Genomic DNA, 20,567 nt, shown 5'->3' with positions numbered 1-20,567 from the left:
TTCTGGGGTTAAATGACCTCATAATTGTTGTTAGGTTGTAGTTGTGAGTTCTTCGATTAATCTCGAACAGTCATGGATCATGGCTATTCAAGACATAATAGGGCTAACTAAGGATGGGCAGTCTGAAAAAATTAATACGCTAGAAAGTAAAAGTCAGCCCAATACTACTTTTGCTACACTAATTAATTCTCTCGATAAAATCGTAATATTAACCGATATTGATGGATTCATTGTAGAAGCAAGCCAAAAAGCAATTAGCTTATCTCAATACCCTCTTGAAGAACTTAAAGGCGAAAGTATACAAAAGCTTTATTGTTCTCTGCATAACAAACAATTTTTTAAAAGCACTTGGACACAAATACAAAGTGCCAACAAAAGTAAAACTGAATTATGGTATCAGAATAAACATGAGCAAATAATCCCTGTCGCGCAAACTTCGATAAGATTAGCATCAACAGAAGATAGCCTCGGCTACATTGTTCATACCATAGAAGATCTATCTACCAACATCGCCAGCCAAAGTAAAATGCAAAAATTGGCAATGTGTGATCATCTAACAAGCTTACCTAATAGATTAAATATAATACAAAAATTACGTGACGAAGTTGCTCATTTAAGCGTTAGTAACAAAAAGTGTGCGGTCGTATTTATTGATCTAGACGGATTTAAAAAGATAAATGATGTTTATGACCATTTAACTGGTGATCATTTAATGTTAGCAGGTGTTAAACGCCTACAATCAGTTATTAGCAACATATTTTTAGGTCGACTAGGTGGTGATGAATTTATCATGATCTACCCTTTCGATGACCTTAAGGCTCTCAGCTCTTTGCTCGACGATATACTAGCAGCATTTATCGACCCTTTCTCAGTACAAAGCCATGAGCTATTTTTAGGGATTAACATTGGTGTCTCAATTGCTCCTGATAATAGTAGTGACCCAGAAGTGTTAATTAACCAAGCCGACATGGCATTACACGCAATAAAAACAGGCGAAAAACGCGTTCAGTTTTATACTGCAGATTTTTTACATTGCATGCAAAGGCAACTAAAAATAGAGCATTGTTTAAAACAAGCTATTGAAACAGAAGAATTAAAAGTCTATTTTCAACCTAAGTATAATTTGGCCAATTATGATATTGTTGGTATAGAAGCGTTACTGAGGTGGCATCATCATGAACTTGGGGTTGTATCACCAGATGAGTTTATTAAGATCGCCGAAAATGCAGGGCTTATTGTTAACATTGGTCGTTACGTATTAAAAAAATGTGCCGCTTTGATCAATAAATTACAAGTTGAGAAAAAAGTATGTGTCCCTATTGCTATCAATATTTCAGGTCATCACTTTTCACAATCTAACATTTTTCAAGATGTTAAAGCGGTCTTATCACTTTATCAAATTTCTCCACAGTTTTTAGAAATAGAAGTAACAGAAAATGTAGTGATGATGGATTACGATATTGTGATTGATCAACTCACTCACCTTAAAGCGTTGGGGGTAAAAATATCAATTGATGACTTTGGTACCGGTCAGTCTTCATTAGAGCGATTATCAAAATTACCGATTGATTCATTAAAAATTGATCGCTCTTTTATCTTAAATTTAAGTGAGCAGCCCCAAACACAAGCAATTATCAAAGCTGTATTATCGCTGTCAGATGCTTTAGGGCTAAACTCTATTGCCGAGGGCATTGAAACACAAAGTCAGGAGCAGTTTTTACGATTAAACAATTGTAATTTAGGGCAAGGTTTCTTGTTTGCCAAACCCATTTGTGAAGAAGAGATTATTGCTTTATTAAATAACCTGAGTTCGGGATAAGCTAAGTACACCAAAGCTAAGATTTTCGCGTGTATCTGCGTATAATTTGCTACTTATAGCCAGCTATTAGGTACATAAATCAGCCTTGATTCACACAAAACTTTTAACATTGGTTGAGTTACAATGCACCTAGTACTTATAAAAAGTCACCTAAAGCACTGTAAACTATTATGTTAAGTGTTTTTATGCACATCCATTATCCCGAACTCAGGTTAAATAGTCTCGCCTAGCATAGCGAAATTGAACAAAAGTAGTTAACCTTATATAGTAAAGAAATCACACAAGTAATACCTGTTTCATTAAGTAAGTGATCTATTTTATACGCAGTGAAAACAGTCAAATACAAGGCATTTATTTTAATAATACCAGTTTCATTAAATATGTGATCTATTTTATACGCAGTGAAAACAGTCAAATACAAGGCATTTATTTTCATAACTAGTTGTTCTAATTATAAAATAAATAACGCAGTAGTTGATTGTTTTAACCAGTAGAAATGATCATATAATTAGTGAGATTGGTATAACTAGTTGTTCAGGGCAATTATGCTCCCGCATTGCCCACATAAGCTACATCCTTGTAGCGATAATTATAAAATAAATAACGCAGAAGTTGACTGTTTTAGCCAGTAGAAATGATCACATAGTTAGTGAGATTGGTATAATAGCCACCTAGAAGCATAAAATAATCCATGGTAAAAGTAACCGATGAAATTAACGCTAACCTTTGCCCAATTTGCCAAAATATAAATCAGTGTATGCTTGGTCAGCCTGAACCCTGCTGGTGCTATTCTGCTCAAATTCCAAGTACTATTTTTGAAAAAATACCGCCAGAGTTACAGCATAAAAGCTGTATCTGTAAAAAGTGTATCGCACAATTTAATGTTGAATTAGCCATTCGGGCAAAATAGCGTCAATCGAGTTATAGCAAGGTTAGTAACCCCGAGATAACTCAATATAACAATTACTTTATCAATTGGTTATTTTGATAATCGAAGTATGCTTGTTCAATTTCTGCATGCGTATTCATAACAAAAGGGCCGCTGCGTGCTACTGGCTCGTTAAGAGGTTGTGCTGATAAAAAAATAAAGCGAGCATTTTTATTTGCCTCTATCTGCACTTCTCTTCCTTTGCTTAATACCCCTAGTTGTTTGTCTACCAGTTTTCGCTTTTTATCGCCCACCAGTATCTCACCAGAAATAACGTAAATTAAGCTATTGTCGTTATCGTCAACCCTTTGTGTAAATTGAGCTAATGCTGGTAGTTCAATGTCCATATAACTGGGAACAACATAGTCATTTTTTATCACACCTTGGGTCGCCTGATCAGTACTTCCCGCTATAACTTTAACAACTCCACCGTCATCATTATGTTGCTGGTTTATTTCTTTCGCCTCATACTCTTGATAAGCTGGAGCTGTCATTTTTGCTACTTGCGGTAAGTTCACCCACAACTGAAAGCCATGCATGACGCCTGACTCTTGCTCTGGCATTTCAGAATGTATTATTCCACTGCCGGCAGTCATCCACTGAACACCACCGCTAGTAATAACCCCTTCATTCCCAGCGCTATCTTTATGGCGCATTTTACCATCAAGCATATAGGTAACTGTTTCGAAGCCACGGTGAGGATGAGCGGGAAAACCAGCTAAATAGTCGTCAGCATTATTAGACTCAAAGGAGTCAAACAATAAAAAAGGGTCAAGCATACTAAGCTCTGGGCTACCAATTAAACGTGTAAGCTTAACGCCAGCACCATCAGACGCTGGAAAAGCTTTTGTAACACTAATAAGTTCTCGAACCTTGTTCATTAAATTTACCTCTGATTATATTTAAAATAATAAGGAGCAAACTCCTTTCAATACAGGCAGTTAGCTTTGTTTAATTAGTATCTCATAAATGTATACAATTTTTACTTGTATTCACTCACTGATATTCACTACACTTTACCCTTTAAAATTTATCATTCATAGGATGGATAATGAGAAAACTACTCGCCCTTGCCTTACTGGTTGTTATCCCTTGTGCTTTTGCCAACGATACCACTTTATATCAGGTTTCTTTTGACAACGCAGAACACCATGAAGCACAAATTTCAGTAACCTTTAGTAATATTCAAACGCCTGTACTTGAAGTGCAAATGAGTCGTTCTTCACCCGGAAGATATGCTCTGCATGAGTTCGCCAAAAATGTCTATAATGTTCGCGCGGTAAATAGCCAAGGCCAACCGTTACAGTTTACCCGACCTAATCCATATCAATGGCACATAAATGACCATGATGGTGAAGTAACGATAACCTATACCTTATTTGGTGACCGTGGCGATGGTACTTACGCACAAATTGATCGTACCCATGCACACTTAAATGCCCCTGCTAGTTTTATGTGGGCAACTGGTCATGAAAAAAAGCCTATCTCTATTGAATTCCAGCCTTTTAAAGCTAATTGGAAAGTTGCAACACAGCTACCTAAAGGCGATGGAAAGTATCACTTTACTGCACCAAATCTCGCATATTTTTTAGATAGCCCAATAGAGTTAAGTGATCATCAAATTCGCGAATGGAAAGTAAGCTCTGATGGAAGAACCCAAATAATAAGACTCGCCGTACACCATGATGGTACAGATGCCGATTTAGAAAAATTTACAGCTATGGCAAAAAATGTCGTAAACGCACAAATAGAAGTCTTTGGTGAGTTACCTCGTTTTGACTACGGTGAATACACTTTTATTGCTTGCTATTTACCACATGTAAGTGGTGATGGTATGGAGCATAGAAATTCAACTATTATCACCAGTTCAACCTCATTAGACGAAGGCGAATACCGTCAGTTAGGAACGCTTTCACATGAGTTTTTTCATGCATGGAATGTTGAGCGTATTCGTCCTAAAGAGCTAGAGCCTTTCAACTATATTGGTGCTAATATTACTCCAAACTTATGGTTCGCAGAGGGGTTTACCAGCTATTACGACGATCTACTGATAAGACGAGCGCAAGAAATGTCGATAGATGAGTACCTTGAAGCTGTTTCTGCCACCGTCAATCATGCATACCACACTCCGGGCCGACTTTACTTTACTCCTGAAGGCGCAAGTATGTTGGCAACCTTCACTGATGCTGGTACTTCAATTGATAAAACTAACTTCAGTAATACTTTTTTTAGCTACTATAGATACGGCAGTGCTCGTGCACTAGCATTAGATTTAAGTATCCGCAGTGAATTTTCAGGTAAAACACTTGACGATGTAATGAAAGCGATGTGGCATAAGTTTGGGAAAACTGAAGCTCCATATAGCCGTGAAGATTTGCAAAGTACAGTAGCTGAAGTCACCGGCAGTATAACTTTTGCTAAGCAGTTTTTTAATCGCTATATCTATGGAAAAGAAACGCCTGATTATCACGCCTTATTAGCACAAGTTGGCCTACAAGCTAAACAAGTTGACGATAGTAGTGCATATTTAGGTAGGGTTAACTTCAACTTTAGAGGACAAGATGCAATTATTAGTAACAATATCCCCGTAAATAGTCCTCTTTATAATGCAGGGATTGAACGCGGCGACCAAATTGTAAAGCTTGGCAGAAGAACCATCCGCTCTCAAAAATTATGGGAGAATGCATTAGCGCAATTTACACCTGATGACACAACTACAATTGAGTTTATTCAACGTGGCGAAAAAGTATCTAAACAGATTACTTTTATTACCAACCCTGAACTTAAAGTAAGCAAATTAGCCGATGATAAAATCACTGAACAACAAACTCAGTTTTTTCACGCTTGGTTAGGCAAAGAGTCACCTGGAGCCGATAGCCAATAAACACATTGTAGTACAAGCTGTACATTAATACATCGGGCAAGTTTTACTTGCCCTTTTTAAATGCCTGTGTAACATTAAGTTATTAATTAAAGCTAATAATAACAATATAATAAAGCTAATTATGACATTTTCTCAACAACAGATAGAGCATTTTACGCACACGCTTAGACAACAATTACGTAGTGATCTTGTTTGGCAATGGGATGACAGATTATCAGTACTTCTTACAGAATTCGCGCAAAATAAGTCTCAAGACGTCCTCACTATTCTTCGTGAAAATTTTGAGCACGAATGGAATAAAAAGAACATTAAGAAAGCACCAAAAGATTTAAAAAATCAACTTGGCGACTTAATTACCCTGAATAAAGAACAAAGAATATTTACCTTGCCAGCCTCTGATGATAATAACCCTACAATGGCTGCTATTTGGTGGCCTTGGGGACATGGCGGCACATACTCGCTACGACTTATGCTACTTAACGATTCTTATGAATTTCATTTACCTAGTAATAAAAGAGCTAACGTAGTCAGTTTTTTTAAAGGGTTATTTTAATAGTTCGATGAAAGCTCACCCTAATTATATTATAAATTCTTGTACAATTTTTATTTCATATGATTAACTCTCGTTATAATGAAACTATATAAGGTTGGAGATACTATTTTGTCTAAGAAAAAAATCCTCATTTGGGATTTTCCCGTAAGATTATTTCATTGGTTATTAGTTATTTGTCTTATTGGCTCCTGGTATACCAGTGAAGGGGAAAGGGGACTTACTGATATTCACATGCTATTCGGCTATTCAATTTTAGCGCTCGTGCTTTTTAGAATACTATGGGGGTTTATTGGTACTAAGTATGCAAAATTCTCACAGTTCGTGCCCAATAAAAATGAATTAACGCAATACGTTAAAGGTAATAAAGACTATTTAGGCCACAACCCTCTTGGCAGTTTAATGGTATTCGCTATGTTAGCACTGTTGTTACTACAAACTGTTAGTGGTTTATTTATGAGCGATGAAATCTTTACTAATGGGCCCTACTTTGATTCTGTCAGTAAAAGTACACAAAAACTAATGGCCACAATTCATAATAATGTTTTCGATATAATACTCATAGTTTCTGCACTACATATTATCGCGATTCTATTTTACCTTATCGTGAAAAAGCAAAACCTTATTACCGCTATGATCACAGGTAAAAAGTGGGTAGAAAATAAATTGACGTCGGCAGGTATACCTCATTCAAAACTTCTAATAGCGCTAGTTTTAATCGCTGTTGTTAGTGCGTTTGTTTATTGGTTGGTTGTGCTCAACATTCCAGAAGTGGAAGTCTATTATTATTAAGGTAGATTAATTTTTCAATTTATTGAGGCGCTAGCTTTTATGATAGCGCCTTAATAAAACAACCTGATCTAGTCTTTCTTAAAGACATCGTGGCAACCACCGCAAGTTTTACCAACTGCTCCAATTGCTTTTTTGATGGCATTAACGTCGCCAGATGCTGCAACTTTTTGTAACGTTGCTGATGCATCGGTCAAGTCTGTGATGCGTTGTTCAAAGTTACTTCTTTCGCTCCACATTTTATCTAACGCGGCTGTTTTTAAATTAAACTTTGAAGTATTCAAACGAGTATAATCATCCATCATTAATGAAAGTTGATTAATACGCGTTGCATTTCTCTCTACAACGCTAGCATCTACAGGCACATCGCCTTTAGCCATTGCCCCCAATATGCCCATATTTGAGCCTAATAACGCATATATTGATTGGCGTAATTCAACAGCTTTGTTTGCTTGTTTTTCAGAGCTTGCTGTTGCTGCCATAACTGATGATGTTGTTATGGCAACAGAGCACGCCAAAATTAATGTGGTTATTTTTTTCATCTACTTTCCTTTTAAACCAAAGTCGAACTTATAATTTATCATTATCACTTTTACAAAAAAAAATATCTACTTTCCATGAATATTTACCCCATAAATGGATGTATGTGCCCTAAGGATTACGACTCGCCTTTATTACTGCCCCCGAGTTTAGGGGCATGCTGAATAATTCTGTCAGCTAAACGTGAGAATGGTAAACTTTGTATCCAAATTTTTCCGTGGCCACTCAAGGTCGCCATAAAGAACCCTTCACCGCCGAAAAACATACTTTTCAACCCCGAAGTCATCTCAATGCTGTACTCAATGCCCTGACTAAATGCAACTAAACAGCCTGTATCTAAGCGAAGTGTTTCACCATTTAATTGCTTCTCTATAACCGTACCACCAGCGTGCAAAAAAGCCTTACCATCGCCGTGCAAACTTTGTAAAATAAAACCTTCCCCACCAAAAAAACCACTACCTAGCCTTTTATTAAAGGCGATATCAATTTTTGTGCCTAGTGCGGCACACAAAAATGAGTCTTTTTGACAGGTAATTTGACCACCAATTTGCGCTAAATCTATTGGTATTATAGAACCTGGAAATGGTGCGGCAAAGGCCACACGCTTTTTCCCATAGGCTTGATTAGTAAAGTGCGTTAGGAAGACAGACTCGCCGGTTAATGCTCTTTTTCCTGCCGAAAATAGCTTTCCCATTAAACCTTGATTTGCATCTGAACCATCGCCCATTTTTGTTTCAAAGTTAATACCATCTTCCATATAATTCATAGCACCGGCTTCAGCAACTACCGTTTCGCCTTGATCGAGTTCAACTTCAACCATTTGCATGGCATGGCCGATAATTTCATAATCTATTTCGTGACTTTGCATACCTTTTCCTTTTAGTTTGTATTGCCCTTTTATAATGCGACCGGTTTTGCTAAGCAAGCTTATTAGGTTAAACTCACCTTCATAAATCTATCAGTTAGATTTTCTGAAAATAGCCCATAACAATCATTATCGCGATACTTGGTGAGTAAAACATTGCTTGGTAAGTAACAAGGGCGATTAAATTGCACATTAATCGACTGATTAACACTAAAATCGACAAGACCTTCTTGTGTTAACAGCCAATGTAAACCATACATACCATGCATAATAGCGGATTTCATACCAAGTAATTTTGCTAACCAAGGATTAAGATGTATTGGATTATAATCTTTGGAAACTTTAGCATAGCCCCTAGCCATTTTTGGTGTAAAGCGCTTTTTAGCCATTATGTCTACTTGTGCAACACCTTGGCCACTTTTTCGTAGATTACCGCTATAAAGCACATCCCGTTCAAAAAACCGATTCTCGTTAATTAAAGTTAGCTGACCACCCTGAAAAAACTTAGTATTGATTAAATAAGTGATCCCTTTCTCTGTTTTAGTAAATGACACTATACATACTTCAATATCGCACGGTTGCGCCCAATTGTGTTGATTAACAATAGAGAAGTCGCTACTAAGGTGAATCATGCCAAGTAAACGACTTGGAATTTCGCTAGACACCAGCAATTGAGCGATATAACGAAAAGCCACAATAAACATGTAACTCACCGGAATTTGAGCACAATTAAACATCGCTTTAAATTGGTTAATTGCTTCAGTGTCAGGCGTTTTATTGATAAACAATACCCCTAGTGGATTAAACTTTTCTAATGGCTTTTTTTTGCGAGTGAGTAGTTTCTTTATCAGTATCATTAAAGAGTCTTGCTCAGTGCGAACAACAGGAAATTTCATTTTTTTATATTCATTATCAAAACTAACTAAAAACACTTTAGCAGAAAAGTAATATCTAGGTTTGATACCAAGACATTTTTTCTTACATTTACTTTGTAAACATTTACAAGTAAACGCGGTCAAATTAACTAGAAGTATTACCTATTAAAATAAATGGTGATATTATCAATACTAATTAGACTTACAATTTATTAAAAGAGCTTTAACCTTATGAAAAAATATTTAGTAGCCTTACTCGCTATTGTACTTATTCCATTATCAGCTTCGGCAGAAAAGTGGCAAGAAGGAAAACACTATTCCGTTGCTCCTGTACAAAAAACAAATAAAGCAGAAGTGCGCGAATATTTTTCTTATTACTGCCCTGCTTGTCGTGGATTTGAAGCTTATTTACCTGAAATTAAAAAAGCGCTACCTGACAATGCTAGCTTAAAAAAAACCCATGTAGATTTTATGGGTTATGCTTCTGCTGATATTCAGTTTATGATGAGTACTGCGCATACTGTTGCAGAAAGAACAGGTTTAGGACAAGCATTTTCTTCAGCACTTTTTAATCACCTACAAACTAAACGCCTACCGGTTGATAAACAAGATGACCTTAAAGCTATTTATGTATCTGTAGGCGGCGACGCTAGTAAGTTTGATAAAGCAATGAAAAGCTTTTCTATTGTTGGTGAAGCAAAACGTAACAAAAAAGTGCAAGACGTCTTATCAAAAGGGCGTTACTTAACAAGCGTGCCGACATTTATTGTTAATGGTAAGTATATTATTAATAGCAAGTCGCTCGAACAAGACGATTTTATTAATGAATACAATAAACTTATTAGTTACTTGTTGACCCTAGACTAATGGGGTTGTTCCCCATAAATAAGAGAAAACGCCCTAGATAACATAATAGGCATGACTACAAACGCAAACTTGATAGTTTGCGTTTTTTATTTTTAATATTAGACCTAACCTGAATTAGGGATATGCGTAAAAATCGTCGCTTTCGGGTACTTAGCTGTAGTAGCTTTCCCAAACTCAGGTTACCTACGCTTAAACGGCTTTTTCTTCTGACCTAAGGCTTGTTGTCTTAGTGTTTGTTTAGAGGTTTTCTTTCTGACTTGTCCAAGAGGTCTTGCCGTTTTTGTTAAGTCTGGTTCGTAACCTGGTAACCATTGCTGTAACAAGCGCTCGTCCATCACTTTTTCTATTGCTGTTAATAACCATTCTTCGTCAGGGCTCATTAATGAAAGCGCTAAACCCGTTTTGCCAGCGCGACCTGTTCTACCAATACGATGAACGTAGTCTTCAGCAATATAAGGTAATTCGAAGTTAATCACATAGTTCAAGTCAATAATATCAATTCCTCGCGCTGCTACATCGGTAGCAACAAGCGCTCTTACTTTACCCGCTTTAAAGTCAGCTAGTGCCTTCTCTCTCGCACCTTGTGATTTATCTCCATGAATTGACTGTGTTTTAATGCCATCTTTTGACATTTCTTTTGCTAATTCATCAGCTCCTTGCTTGGTACGTGTAAAAATTAGCACTTGCTGCCAGTTTTTTGAACCGATTAAGTATGATGTTAATTCTCGCTTACGATCTGTATCAACACAATAGACCACTTGTTCAACCTGCGAAGCTGCTGCGTTTCTTTCACCAACTTCAATAATGATAGGGTCTGTTAATAAGGTTTTACTTAGTTTAAATATTGCGTCATCAAAAGTGGCTGAAAATAGTAACGTCTGCCTTACTGCTGGGGCTCGATTTAAGATCCTATTAATTTCATCTTTAAAGCCTAAATCTAACATTCTATCGGCTTCATCAAACACTATTGTTGTTAATTCGATTAATGACAACGACTCGTTAATTAAGTGGTCTAGTAAACGTCCGGGGGTTGCAACTAGTACATCAATCCCTTTATTAATCGCTGTAATTTGAGGATTAATACTGACGCCTCCATAGGCAACAGCAATGGTTAACTCAGTATTTTCAGCGTATAGCCTAAAGCTTTTATACACTTGTTGAGCAAGTTCACGTGTAGGCGTTAATACTAAGGCTCTAACTTGTCGTTTTTCTGGATCAACTTCAGACAATTTTTGCAATATTGGTAATGCAAAAGCCGCAGTTTTTCCTGTACCCGTTTGTGCTCGTGCCATAACATCTTTATTTGCTAAAACCGCAGGAATCGCCTGCTCTTGTATGGCTGTAGGCTCTTTATACCCTAACGCAGTTAGTGCATCTGTTAACAACATATTAAGGCCTAAATTTAAAAAATTGCTCATTAGTTATTGTTCTTCTTCTGTTTCTTTTTTGCTGTTTGCAATACGTGATCAAAATCTTGCGGGTCATACACCATACCTTGCTCCTCTTTACTAGGAAAAATAACTACGGCAATTTCATCTTCAACTAAGCCTGTTGTCCACCGACTAAACCATTTATTTAACGAAATAGCTTCAGGTTTGCATGCTTGCCATTCTTTAGTTGCCCATAGCGCTGCAAATTCAGGACTAGGCCAAACAGGCACGCAATCTTCATCTTCAGTGTTAAGCATCACACAACCATGCTCATCAGTTAAAATCCAAATCTGATTATTGTGTATAACTTCTTTGATAAAATAATCAGCTCGGTTCTGATCACTTAACTTATTAATTTCATTAAGTTGCTCTGATGTATATTGTTTGCTCATATCGTTTCCTTAACTGGCAAATATTTGCATTTCTTCACCAATTTGCTTGCGCATTTCCATTAGCTTAATTGCAGTAGCATGTTGCTTTTTGTCTTCATCAGTTTCTGGGATCCACTCAGGCACTTGTTCTGATTGCCCGTTTTGATCTACTGCCACCATTATTACAATACAGTGAGTGGTTTTGCGCCTTATTAAAGACTTTGGATCACAAGCGTTAACTTCTAAGGCAATATGCATTGAGGTAGAGCCGGTATAAATAACTTTTGCTTCAACTTCTACCAAACTGCCTACATGTATAGGCGCAACAAATTTTATTCCTCCAGCGTAAGCGGTAACGCAATATCTTCCACTCCAACCGGCGGCACATGCATAAGCTGCTAAGTCAATCCATTTCATTACTGCACCACCATGCACTTTGCCACCAAAGTTTACATCTTGTGGTTCAGCCAAAAACCTTAAGGTTATATCTCTTTGTCGCTTATTCATCTGATATCCTAGTTTCTCAACACACTATGCGATTCGTTAGTAGCTTTAACTCTGTTATATTGCTTCATTTCATAGTTTAATAACTATTCATTATAAAGTAATGTAACCTCTGATTTAATTTAACAGAACAAAAGAAAATAACTATGAAAATTTGGGTTGACGCAGATGCCTGTCCCGTTGTGATTAAAGATATTTTGTTTCGCGCCGCTGACCGAACACAAACTAATACCATTCTCGTCGCAAATCACGCGATACGTATACCACCTTCAAAATATTTAACGTTTAAACAAGTTAGTTCAGGTTTTGATGTAGCCGATAACGAAATTGTTAAGCAATGTTCACCTGAAGATCTGGTAATTACCAGTGATATCCCCCTAGCTGCAGAAATTGTTGAGAAAGGCGCTACTGCGTTAAATCCAAGAGGCGAACTTTATACTGAGAGTAATATTAGACAGCGACTCAATATGCGAGACTTCATGGATAACTTAAGGTCAAGCGGTATTCAAACTGGTGGCGCACCACCAATTAGCCAAAGTGACCGCCAAGCATTTGCTAATAACTTAGACAAATGGTTAGCGCAAAAATAATTGTTAGCCACGCATTCGTTTAGCGAGATGCAGAATATGGGTCTTTCTTCCCCTGCTGTTTCGCTTTATCTGGATGCACTTTTCTGGCTACAGGCTTTCCTGTCTTTTTATTACTTGCTTTATCTTGCCCACTAACCTGATGGCGGGTATTTTTACTCTTTGGTTTATGCCCTGTAGCACTATTACTAGATCTCTGCCCATCTTTATGTTCATTGTGGGTATGCTTAACCTTTTTTGGTTTTTTCGCTTTAAAAGGCTTAATTGGCCTTGAAGGAGGTAGTTCATTAACAGGAGCAAAACCTTCTGTTATTTTTCGCTCTATTGGCTCTTGTATTACATATTCGATATCTTCAAGTAATTTATGCTCGTCTGCAGACACTAACGATACCGCAAAGCCGTCTGCTCCTGCTCGACCTGTCCTTCCTATTCTGTGAACATAATCTTCAGGTACATTGGGTAAATCGAAGTTAACTACTTGTGGTAACTGGTCTATGTCTAAGCCTCTAGCTGCAATATCTGTTGCAACCAATACCTTTACCGCGCCCGATTTAAAGTTTGCTAAAGCCTTAGTCCTGGCTCCTTGGCTTTTATTGCCATGAATCGCCGCCGCGTTGATTGACTTTGCTTCTAAATCTCTGGTTAAACGATTAGCACCATGCTTTGTTCTAGTAAAAACTAATACTTGCTGCCAATCATTTTCTTTTATCAGATGACATAGTAGCTTTGCTTTTTGCTTTTTATCACACGGTATTACCGTTTGCTTTACTGTTTTAGCTGTCGAGTTCTCAGGGTTTACTGATATTTCTATCGGGTTCTTTACTAAGCCTTTGGCAAGCTCTCTTATATCGGGCGAGAAAGTAGCTGAAAAAAGTAAGTTTTGACGCTGCACAGGCAATGCTGAAATAATTTTCTTTATATCTCTGATAAAACCCATATCAAGCATTCTGTCAGCTTCATCTAATACCAATATTTCTACTTGTGAAAATTTAACGGCATTTTGTTGGTAAAGATCCATCAAACGCCCTGGGGTAGCAATCAAAATATCAACGCCTTGGCGTAGTTTCATCATTTGCGGATTGATTTTAACACCACCAAAAACGATAGCAGATGTTAGCGGTAATTCTTTTCCATATGTTGCCACACTTTCACCAACTTGTGCTGCTAATTCGCGTGTGGGCGTCAATATCAAGGCTCTTATGTGGTTAGCTTTCGCTTTATTACCTCGCGATAACAACTCTAATATAGGCAAAGTAAAACCTGCTGTTTTGCCGGTACCTGTTTGCGCTGCCGCCATAACATCTTTTCCCGCTAACACTGCAGGAATAGCTTGTTCTTGTATTGGCGATGGCTTTATATATCCTTTCTCAGCGACGGCGGCTAAAATTTTGCTTGATAATGCTAAGTCGGAAAAATCCATTAGGTATTCTCTTTATTTTATAAACGATTGCTAGGTAATTAGCGGCGGTGCAGCATACAGCATAGGTATGCTTTACACAATATATAAAGCATTGTATCAGTATCCTGACACAGGAAGAGGATTATTGTCTTTATAATGATTATAACCCCTAAACCTCGCTTATAACTTTGCTAAATTGTTATAGCAATAAGATGTTGATTTTTACTAATGAAAGAACAACACTAAAGGAATACTAATCAATCCAACGACAATAATTTAATTGCCTGCCAACATTAATAATTTTGGTGTTAACTAACGAGTATTCATGACTGAATTAGATTATCAAAACAAGCGTTTTTTAATCGTCGATAGCATCAAGCAGTCGAGAGATTTACTAAAAATATTTTGTTATAGCCTTGGTGTTAAACATGTATTTACTAATCACCACCCAGCTGACGTTATCGCGCAATGCACCGAATCAAAATTTGATGTGATCTTGCTAGGCTATGATCTAGGGGATAATAAAAAGAACGGGCAACAGCTGTTAGAGGAGCTCCGTGCTAAAAAGCTTATTAACCGACAAGCTATAGTAATTATGATCACCGCAGAAGTATCTCAGTCCATGGTACTTGCCGCTTTGGAGCATAAACCGGATGAATACCTTACCAAACCTTACACCATGAAAGACCTAAGCACTCGTATTACCCGCTCCTTTAATAAGAAAGTTGCTATGCACGCTATATATCATGCAATGGATGTTAAAGACCATCACATGGTCATTCATTTATGCGATCGTGCAATTAAGAGTGACACTTTATATAAACACGAATGTCTCGGTATAAAATCCCGTCAACACTTCGAATTAAAACAATATGATAAAGCAAAGCGTATTTATGATGATTATTTGGGCTCACCTAATTGTCAGTGGGCCGCATTAGGTCTTGGTAAAATAGCACTTATAGAACAAAATTATGCTTTAGCTGAACAATACTTTTCAGCAATCATAGAAGATAATCAATATTATTTAAGTGCTTACGATTGGCTAGCTAAAACGTACCAGTTAACCAGCCAGTTTGAAAAAGCTGAAATGGTTCTTGAAAGTGCGTTAATGGTATCACCCAGATCTGTTTCCCGCTTAAAGGAGTACGCACAATTGTGCTTCGATAACAGTCAATTTGGTAAAGCAACTAAAGCTTTGTCTAAAACCAATGAATTAGCTTATTATTCCGTACATAAAAATCCACAAAATGCCTTACAGTTTGTTGAAGCTTTATTAGAGCATTCTGAAACGTTAAATATTGGTCAGATAAAGCGGTTGAATTTAAAAGCTTTCGACATACTTAATAAAATGAACCGTGAATTCAATTCTAAAGAATTAAAAACTATCTCACTATTTTTAACGACAAGATTACATAACAAAGCTAATGATACTATTCTAGCGAGAACAGCTTTAAGAGAGGCAGAGCGATTACTAAATCATAACAAAAAACACATATCCATAGACGGCTCTTTTACTATTGCTAAATCCTTAATTGCACTTAACCGTAGAAGCAAAGCCGAAGAACTCTTAGATGAACTCGCACAAGAGTATCCAGATGATATTGAGGTGCTTTCACAAGTAGTATTATTATCTGATAGAGCAATAAGTGAAAAAGATAAAGCTGCAGCACAAACTGCATTAGAAATTGGAGTTAATTTATATCGAGCGGAACATTACGCTTTAGCTATAGATAAATTAAATCAAGCATTAAAACACTTTCCAAACCATATTGGTATAAAGCTAAACTTACTTCAGGTACTACTGGTTTCATTTGAAAAAGATACTAGCCGAGTATCTGACTTTAAGCAGGCAAATGTATTAATAAAGCTTTTTAAAACATTGTCACCAGAAAGCGAGTCACACAGTCGTTTTATAAAGCTAAAGAGAAAATATGACTCTCTTGCTACCTTTCATATAAAAGATTAATTTTATAAACAAAAAAACACTTTTAAATTGCTTTAAAAGTGTTTTTTTGTCGAAATTATATTTCGAAAATAAAGTGGTGGAGGGAGGTGGATTCGAACCACCGAAGGCTGAGCCGTCAGATTTACAGTCTGATCCCTTTGGCCGCTCGGGAACCCCTCCACGGGGCAAAAAACCCGCTTTAGCGGGTCTTTCTAAAGACAAGTATAGTATTATCCAGTTTCGCTCTCACATGGCTTTCTCAGAGAGATAAGTCACACTACCATCGGCGCTACAGTGTTTTACTATCCTTAAATAGAAGTCTAGCAATGTCCCGCTACGCTCTCACATGGGCTTTCTCAGTGACATAAGTCACACTACCATCGGCGCTACAGTTTTACTATCCTTAAATAGAAGTTTAGCAATGTTCCGCTACGCTCTCACATGGGCTTTCTCAGTGACATAAGTCACACTACCATCGGCGCTACAGTTTTACTATCCTTAAATAGGAGTCTAGCAATGTCCTACTCTCACATGGGAACTCCCACACTACCATCGGCGCTACTGCGTTTCACTTCTGAGTTCGGAAAGGGATCAGGTGGTACCACAGTGCTATTGTCGCTAGACAAAAAACGTTTTGTACATGGATGTACTTATGTCGCGAAGCCATGGATGGCTAGGAGCGACGTATCTCCATCTACAAATTAATTCGGAAAGCTTTATAAATACGTGTTATTCAATCTAATTCACTCTAACTCACTACTGAGTACGTGATTTGTGCTTATCGCACTCGTCAAACAAACAACCCGTTTACGTCTCTATCGAGCACGCAAAACTATTTGGGTGTTGTATGGTTAAGCCTCACGGGTAATTAGTATTGGTTAGCTCAATGCCTCGCAGCACTTCCACACCCAACCTATCAACGTTGTAGTCTCCAACGACCCTTTAGGGAGCTTAAAGCTCCAGTGAGAACTCATCTCAAAGCCTGCTTCCCGCTTAGATGCTTTCAGCGGTTATCAGTTCCGAACGTAGCTACCGGGCAATGCCATTGGCATGACAACCCGAACACCAGTGGTTCGTCCACTCCGGTCCTCTCGTACTAGGAGCAGCCCTCTTCAATTCTCAAACGCCCACGGCAGATAGGGACCGAACTGTCTCACGACGTTCTAAACCCAGCTCGCGTACCACTTTAAATGGCGAACAGCCATACCCTTGGGACCGACTTCAGCCCCAGGATGTGATGAGCCGACATCGAGGTGCCAAACACCGCCGTCGATATGAACTCTTGGGCGGTATCAGCCTGTTATCCCCGGAGTACCTTTTATCCGTTGAGCGATGGCCCTTCCATACAGAACCACCGGATCACTATGACCTACTTTCGTACCTGCTCGACGTGTCTGTCTCGCAGTTAAGCTGGCTTATGCCATTGCACTAACCGTATGATGTCCGACCATACTTAGCCAACCTTCGTGCTCCTCCGTTACTCTTTAGGAGGAGACCGCCCCAGTCAAACTACCCACCAGACAGTGTCCCCAAGCCCGATAAGGGCCCTAGGTTAGAACATCACGCATACAAGGGTGGTATTTCAAGGTTGGCTCCACCGCATCTAGCGACGCGGTTTCAAAGCCTCCCACCTATCCTACACATGTAGGAGCAATGTTCACTGTCAAGCTATAGTAAAGGTTCACGGGGTCTTTCCGTCTAGCCGCGGGTATACGGCATCTTAACCGCAAATTCAATTTCACTGAGTCTCGGGTGGAGACAGTGTGGCCATGATTACGCCATTCGTGCAGGTCGGAACTTACCCGACAAGGAATTTCGCTACCTTAGGACCGTTATAGTTACGGCCGCCGTTTACCGGGGCTTCGATCATGAGCTTCGCCGAAGCTAACCCAATCAATTAACCTTCCGGCACCGGGCAGGCGTCACACCGTATACGTCATCTTTCGATTTTGCACAGTGCTGTGTTTTTAATAAACAGTTCCAGCCACCTGGTTACTTCGACTCTCCGATGCTTACGCAGCAAGTGCTTCACATTAGAGAGCGTACCTTCTCCCGAAGTTACGGTACTATTTTGCCTAGTTCCTTCACCCGAGTTCTCTCAAGCGCCTTAGTATTCTCTACCTAACCACCTGTGTCGGTTTGGGGTACGGTTCCTATATATCTGACGCTTAGAAGCTTTTCCTGGAAGCATGGCATCAATGACTTCGTGTCCTTGGACACTCGTCTCGTATCTCAGCCTTAAGGATACCCGGATTTACCTAAGTTTCCAGCCTACATACTTTCACACGGACTACCAACGCCGTGCTCACCTAGCCTACTCCGTCCCTCCTTCGCAATATATAGAAGTACAGAAATATTAATCTGTTTCCCATCGACTACACCTTTCGGTCTCGCCTTAGGGGCCGACTTACCCTGCCCTGATTAACATGGGACAGGAAACCTTGGTCTTTCGGCGGGGGAGTTTTTCACTCCCCTTATCGTTACTCATGTCAGCATTCGCACTTCTGATACCTCCAGCAAGCTTTACAACTCACCTTCAACGGCTTACAGAACGCTCCCCTACCACTAGGACGTATCCTTAAGGTATCTGTTGACTTCGCTTCCCAACTCAACGTTCGGGTGAGCTTGACCGTTTTTCTTCTCTAAAACAATGAGAAAAACGTTAGTCTTAAATAGCTTAAGTGATACGTCCTAATCCGCAGCTTCGGTGCATAGTTTAGCCCCGTTACATCTTCCGCGCAGACCGACTCGACTAGTGAGCTATTACGCTTTCTTTAAAGGATGGCTGCTTCTAAGCCAACCTCCTAGCTGTCTATGCCTTTCCACATCGTTTCCCACTTAACTATGACTTTGGGACCTTAGCTGGCGGTCTGGGTTGTTTCCCTCTTCACAACGGACGTTAGCACCCGCAGTGTGTCTCCCGCATATCACTCATTGGTATTCGGAGTTTGCAAAGGGTTGGTAAGTCGGGATGACCCCCTAGCCTTAACAGTGCTCTACCCCCAATGGTGTTCGTGCGAGGCTCTACCTAAATAGATTTCGGGGAGAACCAGCTATCTCCCGGCTTGATTAGCCTTTCACTCCGACCCACAAGTCATCACCGCATTTTTCAACATACGTGTGTTCGGTCCTCCAGTTGATGTTACTCAACCTTCAACCTGCCCATGGGTAGATCGCCGGGTTTCGGGTCTATACCTTGCAACTAAACGCGCAGTTAACACTCGCTTTCGCTACGGCTCCCCTATTCGGTTAACCTTGCTACAAAATATAAGTCGCTGACCCATTATACAAAAGGTACGCAGTCACCCCGAAGGGCTTCCACTGCTTGTACGTATACGGTTTCAGGTTCTATTTCACTCCCCTCACAGGGGTTCTTTTCGCCTTTCCCTCACGGTACTGGTTCACTATCGGTCAGTTAGGAGTATTTAGCCTTGGAGGATGGTCCCCCCATGTTCAGTCAACGTTTCACGTGTGCCGACCTACTCGATTTCATGATAAGTTTATTTTCGTGTACGGGGCTATCACCCTGTATCGCTGCCCTTTCCAGAGCATTCCACTAATTTACAAACCACTTAAGGGCTAATTCCCGTTCGCTCGCCGCTACTAAGGAAATCTCGGTTGATTTCTTTTCCTCGGGGTACTTAGATGTTTCAGTTCTCCCGGTTCGCCTCTTTACGCTATGTATTCACGCAAAGATACTTGCTTATGCAAGTGGGTTTCCCCATTCGGATATCTCAGTCTGTAACGGTTTTTATCACCTTAACTGAGCTTTTCGCAGATTAACACGTCCTTCATCGCCTCTAACTGCCAAGGCATCCACCATATACGCTTAGTCACTTAACCATACAACCCCAAATAGTTTCCTATTGTGGTGTCTTGATGACAAGACCAAGACTGAATGTATGTCTGACATTTTCACGTACTCGTTATGGTACTTATTGCTAAGTAGTCATAATGGAGTTACTTGAATTAGATTTTTCGTTAACAGATAACAAGTTATCTCTTAACCAGCTCGTTCGATGACCGATAAAATCATCTGACTCGCTGTGGGTAGTTATCATTATGCATTTGAGCGCGCGACACGCCATTTGCCTGATAAATACCGGTATTTATATCAGCTTTCCAAATTGTTAAAGAGTTCGTTTTAGGACGCATTCGCCTAACCCGTGGTTTAAAAAACCAAACGTAATCTATTCATCTGAATACCTTAAGTT

At 39.1% G+C, this 20,567-nt stretch carries 16 protein-coding genes, 1 tRNA gene and 2 rRNA genes; 8 read left to right on the top strand and 11 right to left on the bottom strand.

Going from position 1 to position 20,567, the window contains the following annotated elements:
* Positions 1-43: 43 nt before the first annotated feature.
* Together QUD79_RS00270 and QUD79_RS00265 are read left to right on the top strand one after the other, a co-directional pair.
* Complete coding sequence (locus tag QUD79_RS00270) at positions 44-1,819, top strand: sensor domain-containing protein (RefSeq protein WP_184422367.1); 1,776 nt, start codon at positions 44-46, stop codon at positions 1,817-1,819.
* Between the two features lie 691 nt (positions 1,820-2,510).
* Positions 2,511-2,729, top strand: coding sequence for a cysteine-rich CWC family protein (locus QUD79_RS00265; protein WP_184422369.1), 219 nt, complete (start codon positions 2,511-2,513; stop codon positions 2,727-2,729).
* Between the two features lie 53 nt (positions 2,730-2,782).
* Here the strand turns inward: QUD79_RS00265 and QUD79_RS00260 are convergent, their stop codons facing one another.
* A complete protein-coding gene (locus QUD79_RS00260) occupies positions 2,783-3,628 on the bottom strand; it encodes a pirin family protein (RefSeq protein WP_184422370.1) in 846 nt (281 codons plus the stop codon).
* A gap of 170 nt (positions 3,629-3,798) precedes the next feature.
* On the opposite strand from QUD79_RS00260, the gene QUD79_RS00255 reads away from it, so the two are divergent.
* The 3 genes from QUD79_RS00255 to QUD79_RS00245 all read left to right on the top strand — a co-directional run bounded on the left by QUD79_RS00255 (position 3,799) and on the right by QUD79_RS00245 (position 6,973).
* Entirely contained in the window at positions 3,799-5,631 is a 1,833-nt protein-coding gene (locus QUD79_RS00255; protein WP_184422371.1) for a M61 family metallopeptidase, read from the top strand.
* 121 nt (positions 5,632-5,752) lie between these two features.
* On the top strand, positions 5,753-6,184 hold the full coding sequence (locus QUD79_RS00250; RefSeq protein ID WP_184422372.1) for a hypothetical protein: 432 nt from the start codon (positions 5,753-5,755) through the stop codon (positions 6,182-6,184).
* 108 nt (positions 6,185-6,292) lie between these two features.
* Positions 6,293-6,973: a cytochrome b/b6 domain-containing protein gene (locus QUD79_RS00245; protein ID WP_184422373.1), complete on the top strand. Its 681-nt coding sequence runs from the start codon at positions 6,293-6,295 to the stop codon at positions 6,971-6,973.
* Between the two features lie 68 nt (positions 6,974-7,041).
* Here the strand turns inward: QUD79_RS00245 and QUD79_RS00240 are convergent, their stop codons facing one another.
* From QUD79_RS00240 to QUD79_RS00230, 3 genes are all read right to left on the bottom strand, one after another.
* The gene (locus QUD79_RS00240; RefSeq protein WP_184422374.1) at positions 7,042-7,512 is read right to left on the bottom strand and encodes a c-type cytochrome; all 471 of its coding nucleotides are present in this window, start codon (positions 7,510-7,512) and stop codon (positions 7,042-7,044) included.
* A 116-nt stretch (positions 7,513-7,628) separates the two neighbouring features.
* Complete coding sequence (locus QUD79_RS00235) at positions 7,629-8,378, bottom strand: TIGR00266 family protein (protein WP_184422375.1); 750 nt, start codon at positions 8,376-8,378, stop codon at positions 7,629-7,631.
* Between the two features lie 62 nt (positions 8,379-8,440).
* On the bottom strand, positions 8,441-9,271 hold the full coding sequence (locus QUD79_RS00230) for a MaoC/PaaZ C-terminal domain-containing protein (protein WP_184422376.1): 831 nt from the start codon (positions 9,269-9,271) through the stop codon (positions 8,441-8,443).
* 210 nt (positions 9,272-9,481) lie between these two features.
* On the opposite strand from QUD79_RS00230, the gene QUD79_RS00225 reads away from it, so the two are divergent.
* On the top strand, positions 9,482-10,117 hold the full coding sequence (locus tag QUD79_RS00225) for a thiol:disulfide interchange protein DsbA/DsbL (RefSeq protein WP_184422378.1): 636 nt from the start codon (positions 9,482-9,484) through the stop codon (positions 10,115-10,117).
* A 179-nt stretch (positions 10,118-10,296) separates the two neighbouring features.
* Here the strand turns inward: QUD79_RS00225 and QUD79_RS00220 are convergent, their stop codons facing one another.
* Genes QUD79_RS00220 through QUD79_RS00210 form a run of 3 tightly spaced genes read right to left on the bottom strand, consistent with a single transcriptional unit; the run spans position 10,297 to position 12,425 of the window.
* On the bottom strand, positions 10,297-11,535 hold the full coding sequence (locus QUD79_RS00220) for a DEAD/DEAH box helicase (protein ID WP_184422380.1): 1,239 nt from the start codon (positions 11,533-11,535) through the stop codon (positions 10,297-10,299).
* Positions 11,535-11,939 carry a DUF2750 domain-containing protein gene (locus tag QUD79_RS00215; protein ID WP_184422382.1) on the bottom strand — a complete coding sequence of 135 codons (405 nt, stop codon included), beginning with the start codon at positions 11,937-11,939 and terminating at the stop codon, positions 11,535-11,537. Before QUD79_RS00215 ends, QUD79_RS00220 begins: the two co-directional genes overlap by 1 nt.
* A 9-nt stretch (positions 11,940-11,948) precedes the next feature.
* Entirely contained in the window at positions 11,949-12,425 is a 477-nt protein-coding gene (locus tag QUD79_RS00210) for an acyl-CoA thioesterase (RefSeq protein ID WP_184422384.1), read from the bottom strand.
* Positions 12,426-12,568: 143 nt separating this feature from the next.
* On the opposite strand from QUD79_RS00210, the gene QUD79_RS00205 reads away from it, so the two are divergent.
* The gene (locus QUD79_RS00205; protein WP_184422385.1) at positions 12,569-13,012 is read left to right on the top strand and encodes a YaiI/YqxD family protein; all 444 of its coding nucleotides are present in this window, start codon (positions 12,569-12,571) and stop codon (positions 13,010-13,012) included.
* Positions 13,013-13,031: 19 nt separating this feature from the next.
* On the opposite strand, the gene QUD79_RS00200 is transcribed toward QUD79_RS00205, so the two are convergent.
* Complete coding sequence (locus QUD79_RS00200) at positions 13,032-14,429, bottom strand: DEAD/DEAH box helicase (RefSeq protein WP_184422387.1); 1,398 nt, start codon at positions 14,427-14,429, stop codon at positions 13,032-13,034.
* 304 nt (positions 14,430-14,733) lie between these two features.
* Here QUD79_RS00200 and QUD79_RS00195 point away from each other — a divergent pair, with 304 nt between their 5' ends.
* Complete coding sequence (locus QUD79_RS00195; protein ID WP_184422389.1) at positions 14,734-16,374, top strand: tetratricopeptide repeat-containing response regulator; 1,641 nt, start codon at positions 14,734-14,736, stop codon at positions 16,372-16,374.
* Between the two features lie 74 nt (positions 16,375-16,448).
* On the opposite strand, the gene QUD79_RS00190 is transcribed toward QUD79_RS00195, so the two are convergent.
* The 3 genes from QUD79_RS00190 to QUD79_RS00180 form a co-directional block, all read right to left on the bottom strand.
* Positions 16,449-16,533, bottom strand: a tRNA-Tyr gene (locus QUD79_RS00190).
* A 328-nt stretch (positions 16,534-16,861) separates the two neighbouring features.
* A 5S ribosomal RNA gene (gene rrf, locus QUD79_RS00185) occupies positions 16,862-16,976 on the bottom strand.
* Positions 16,977-17,200: 224 nt separating this feature from the next.
* A 23S ribosomal RNA gene (locus QUD79_RS00180) occupies positions 17,201-20,196 on the bottom strand.
* Between the last annotated feature and the right edge of the window lie 371 nt (positions 20,197-20,567).

The organism is Thalassotalea piscium, from assembly GCF_030295935.1.
GTDB lineage: Bacteria > Pseudomonadota > Gammaproteobacteria > Enterobacterales > Alteromonadaceae > Thalassotalea_B > Thalassotalea_B piscium.
The sequence above is the reverse complement of the archived record's forward strand: the minus strand, read 5'-3'. Positions and strand labels throughout refer to the sequence as shown.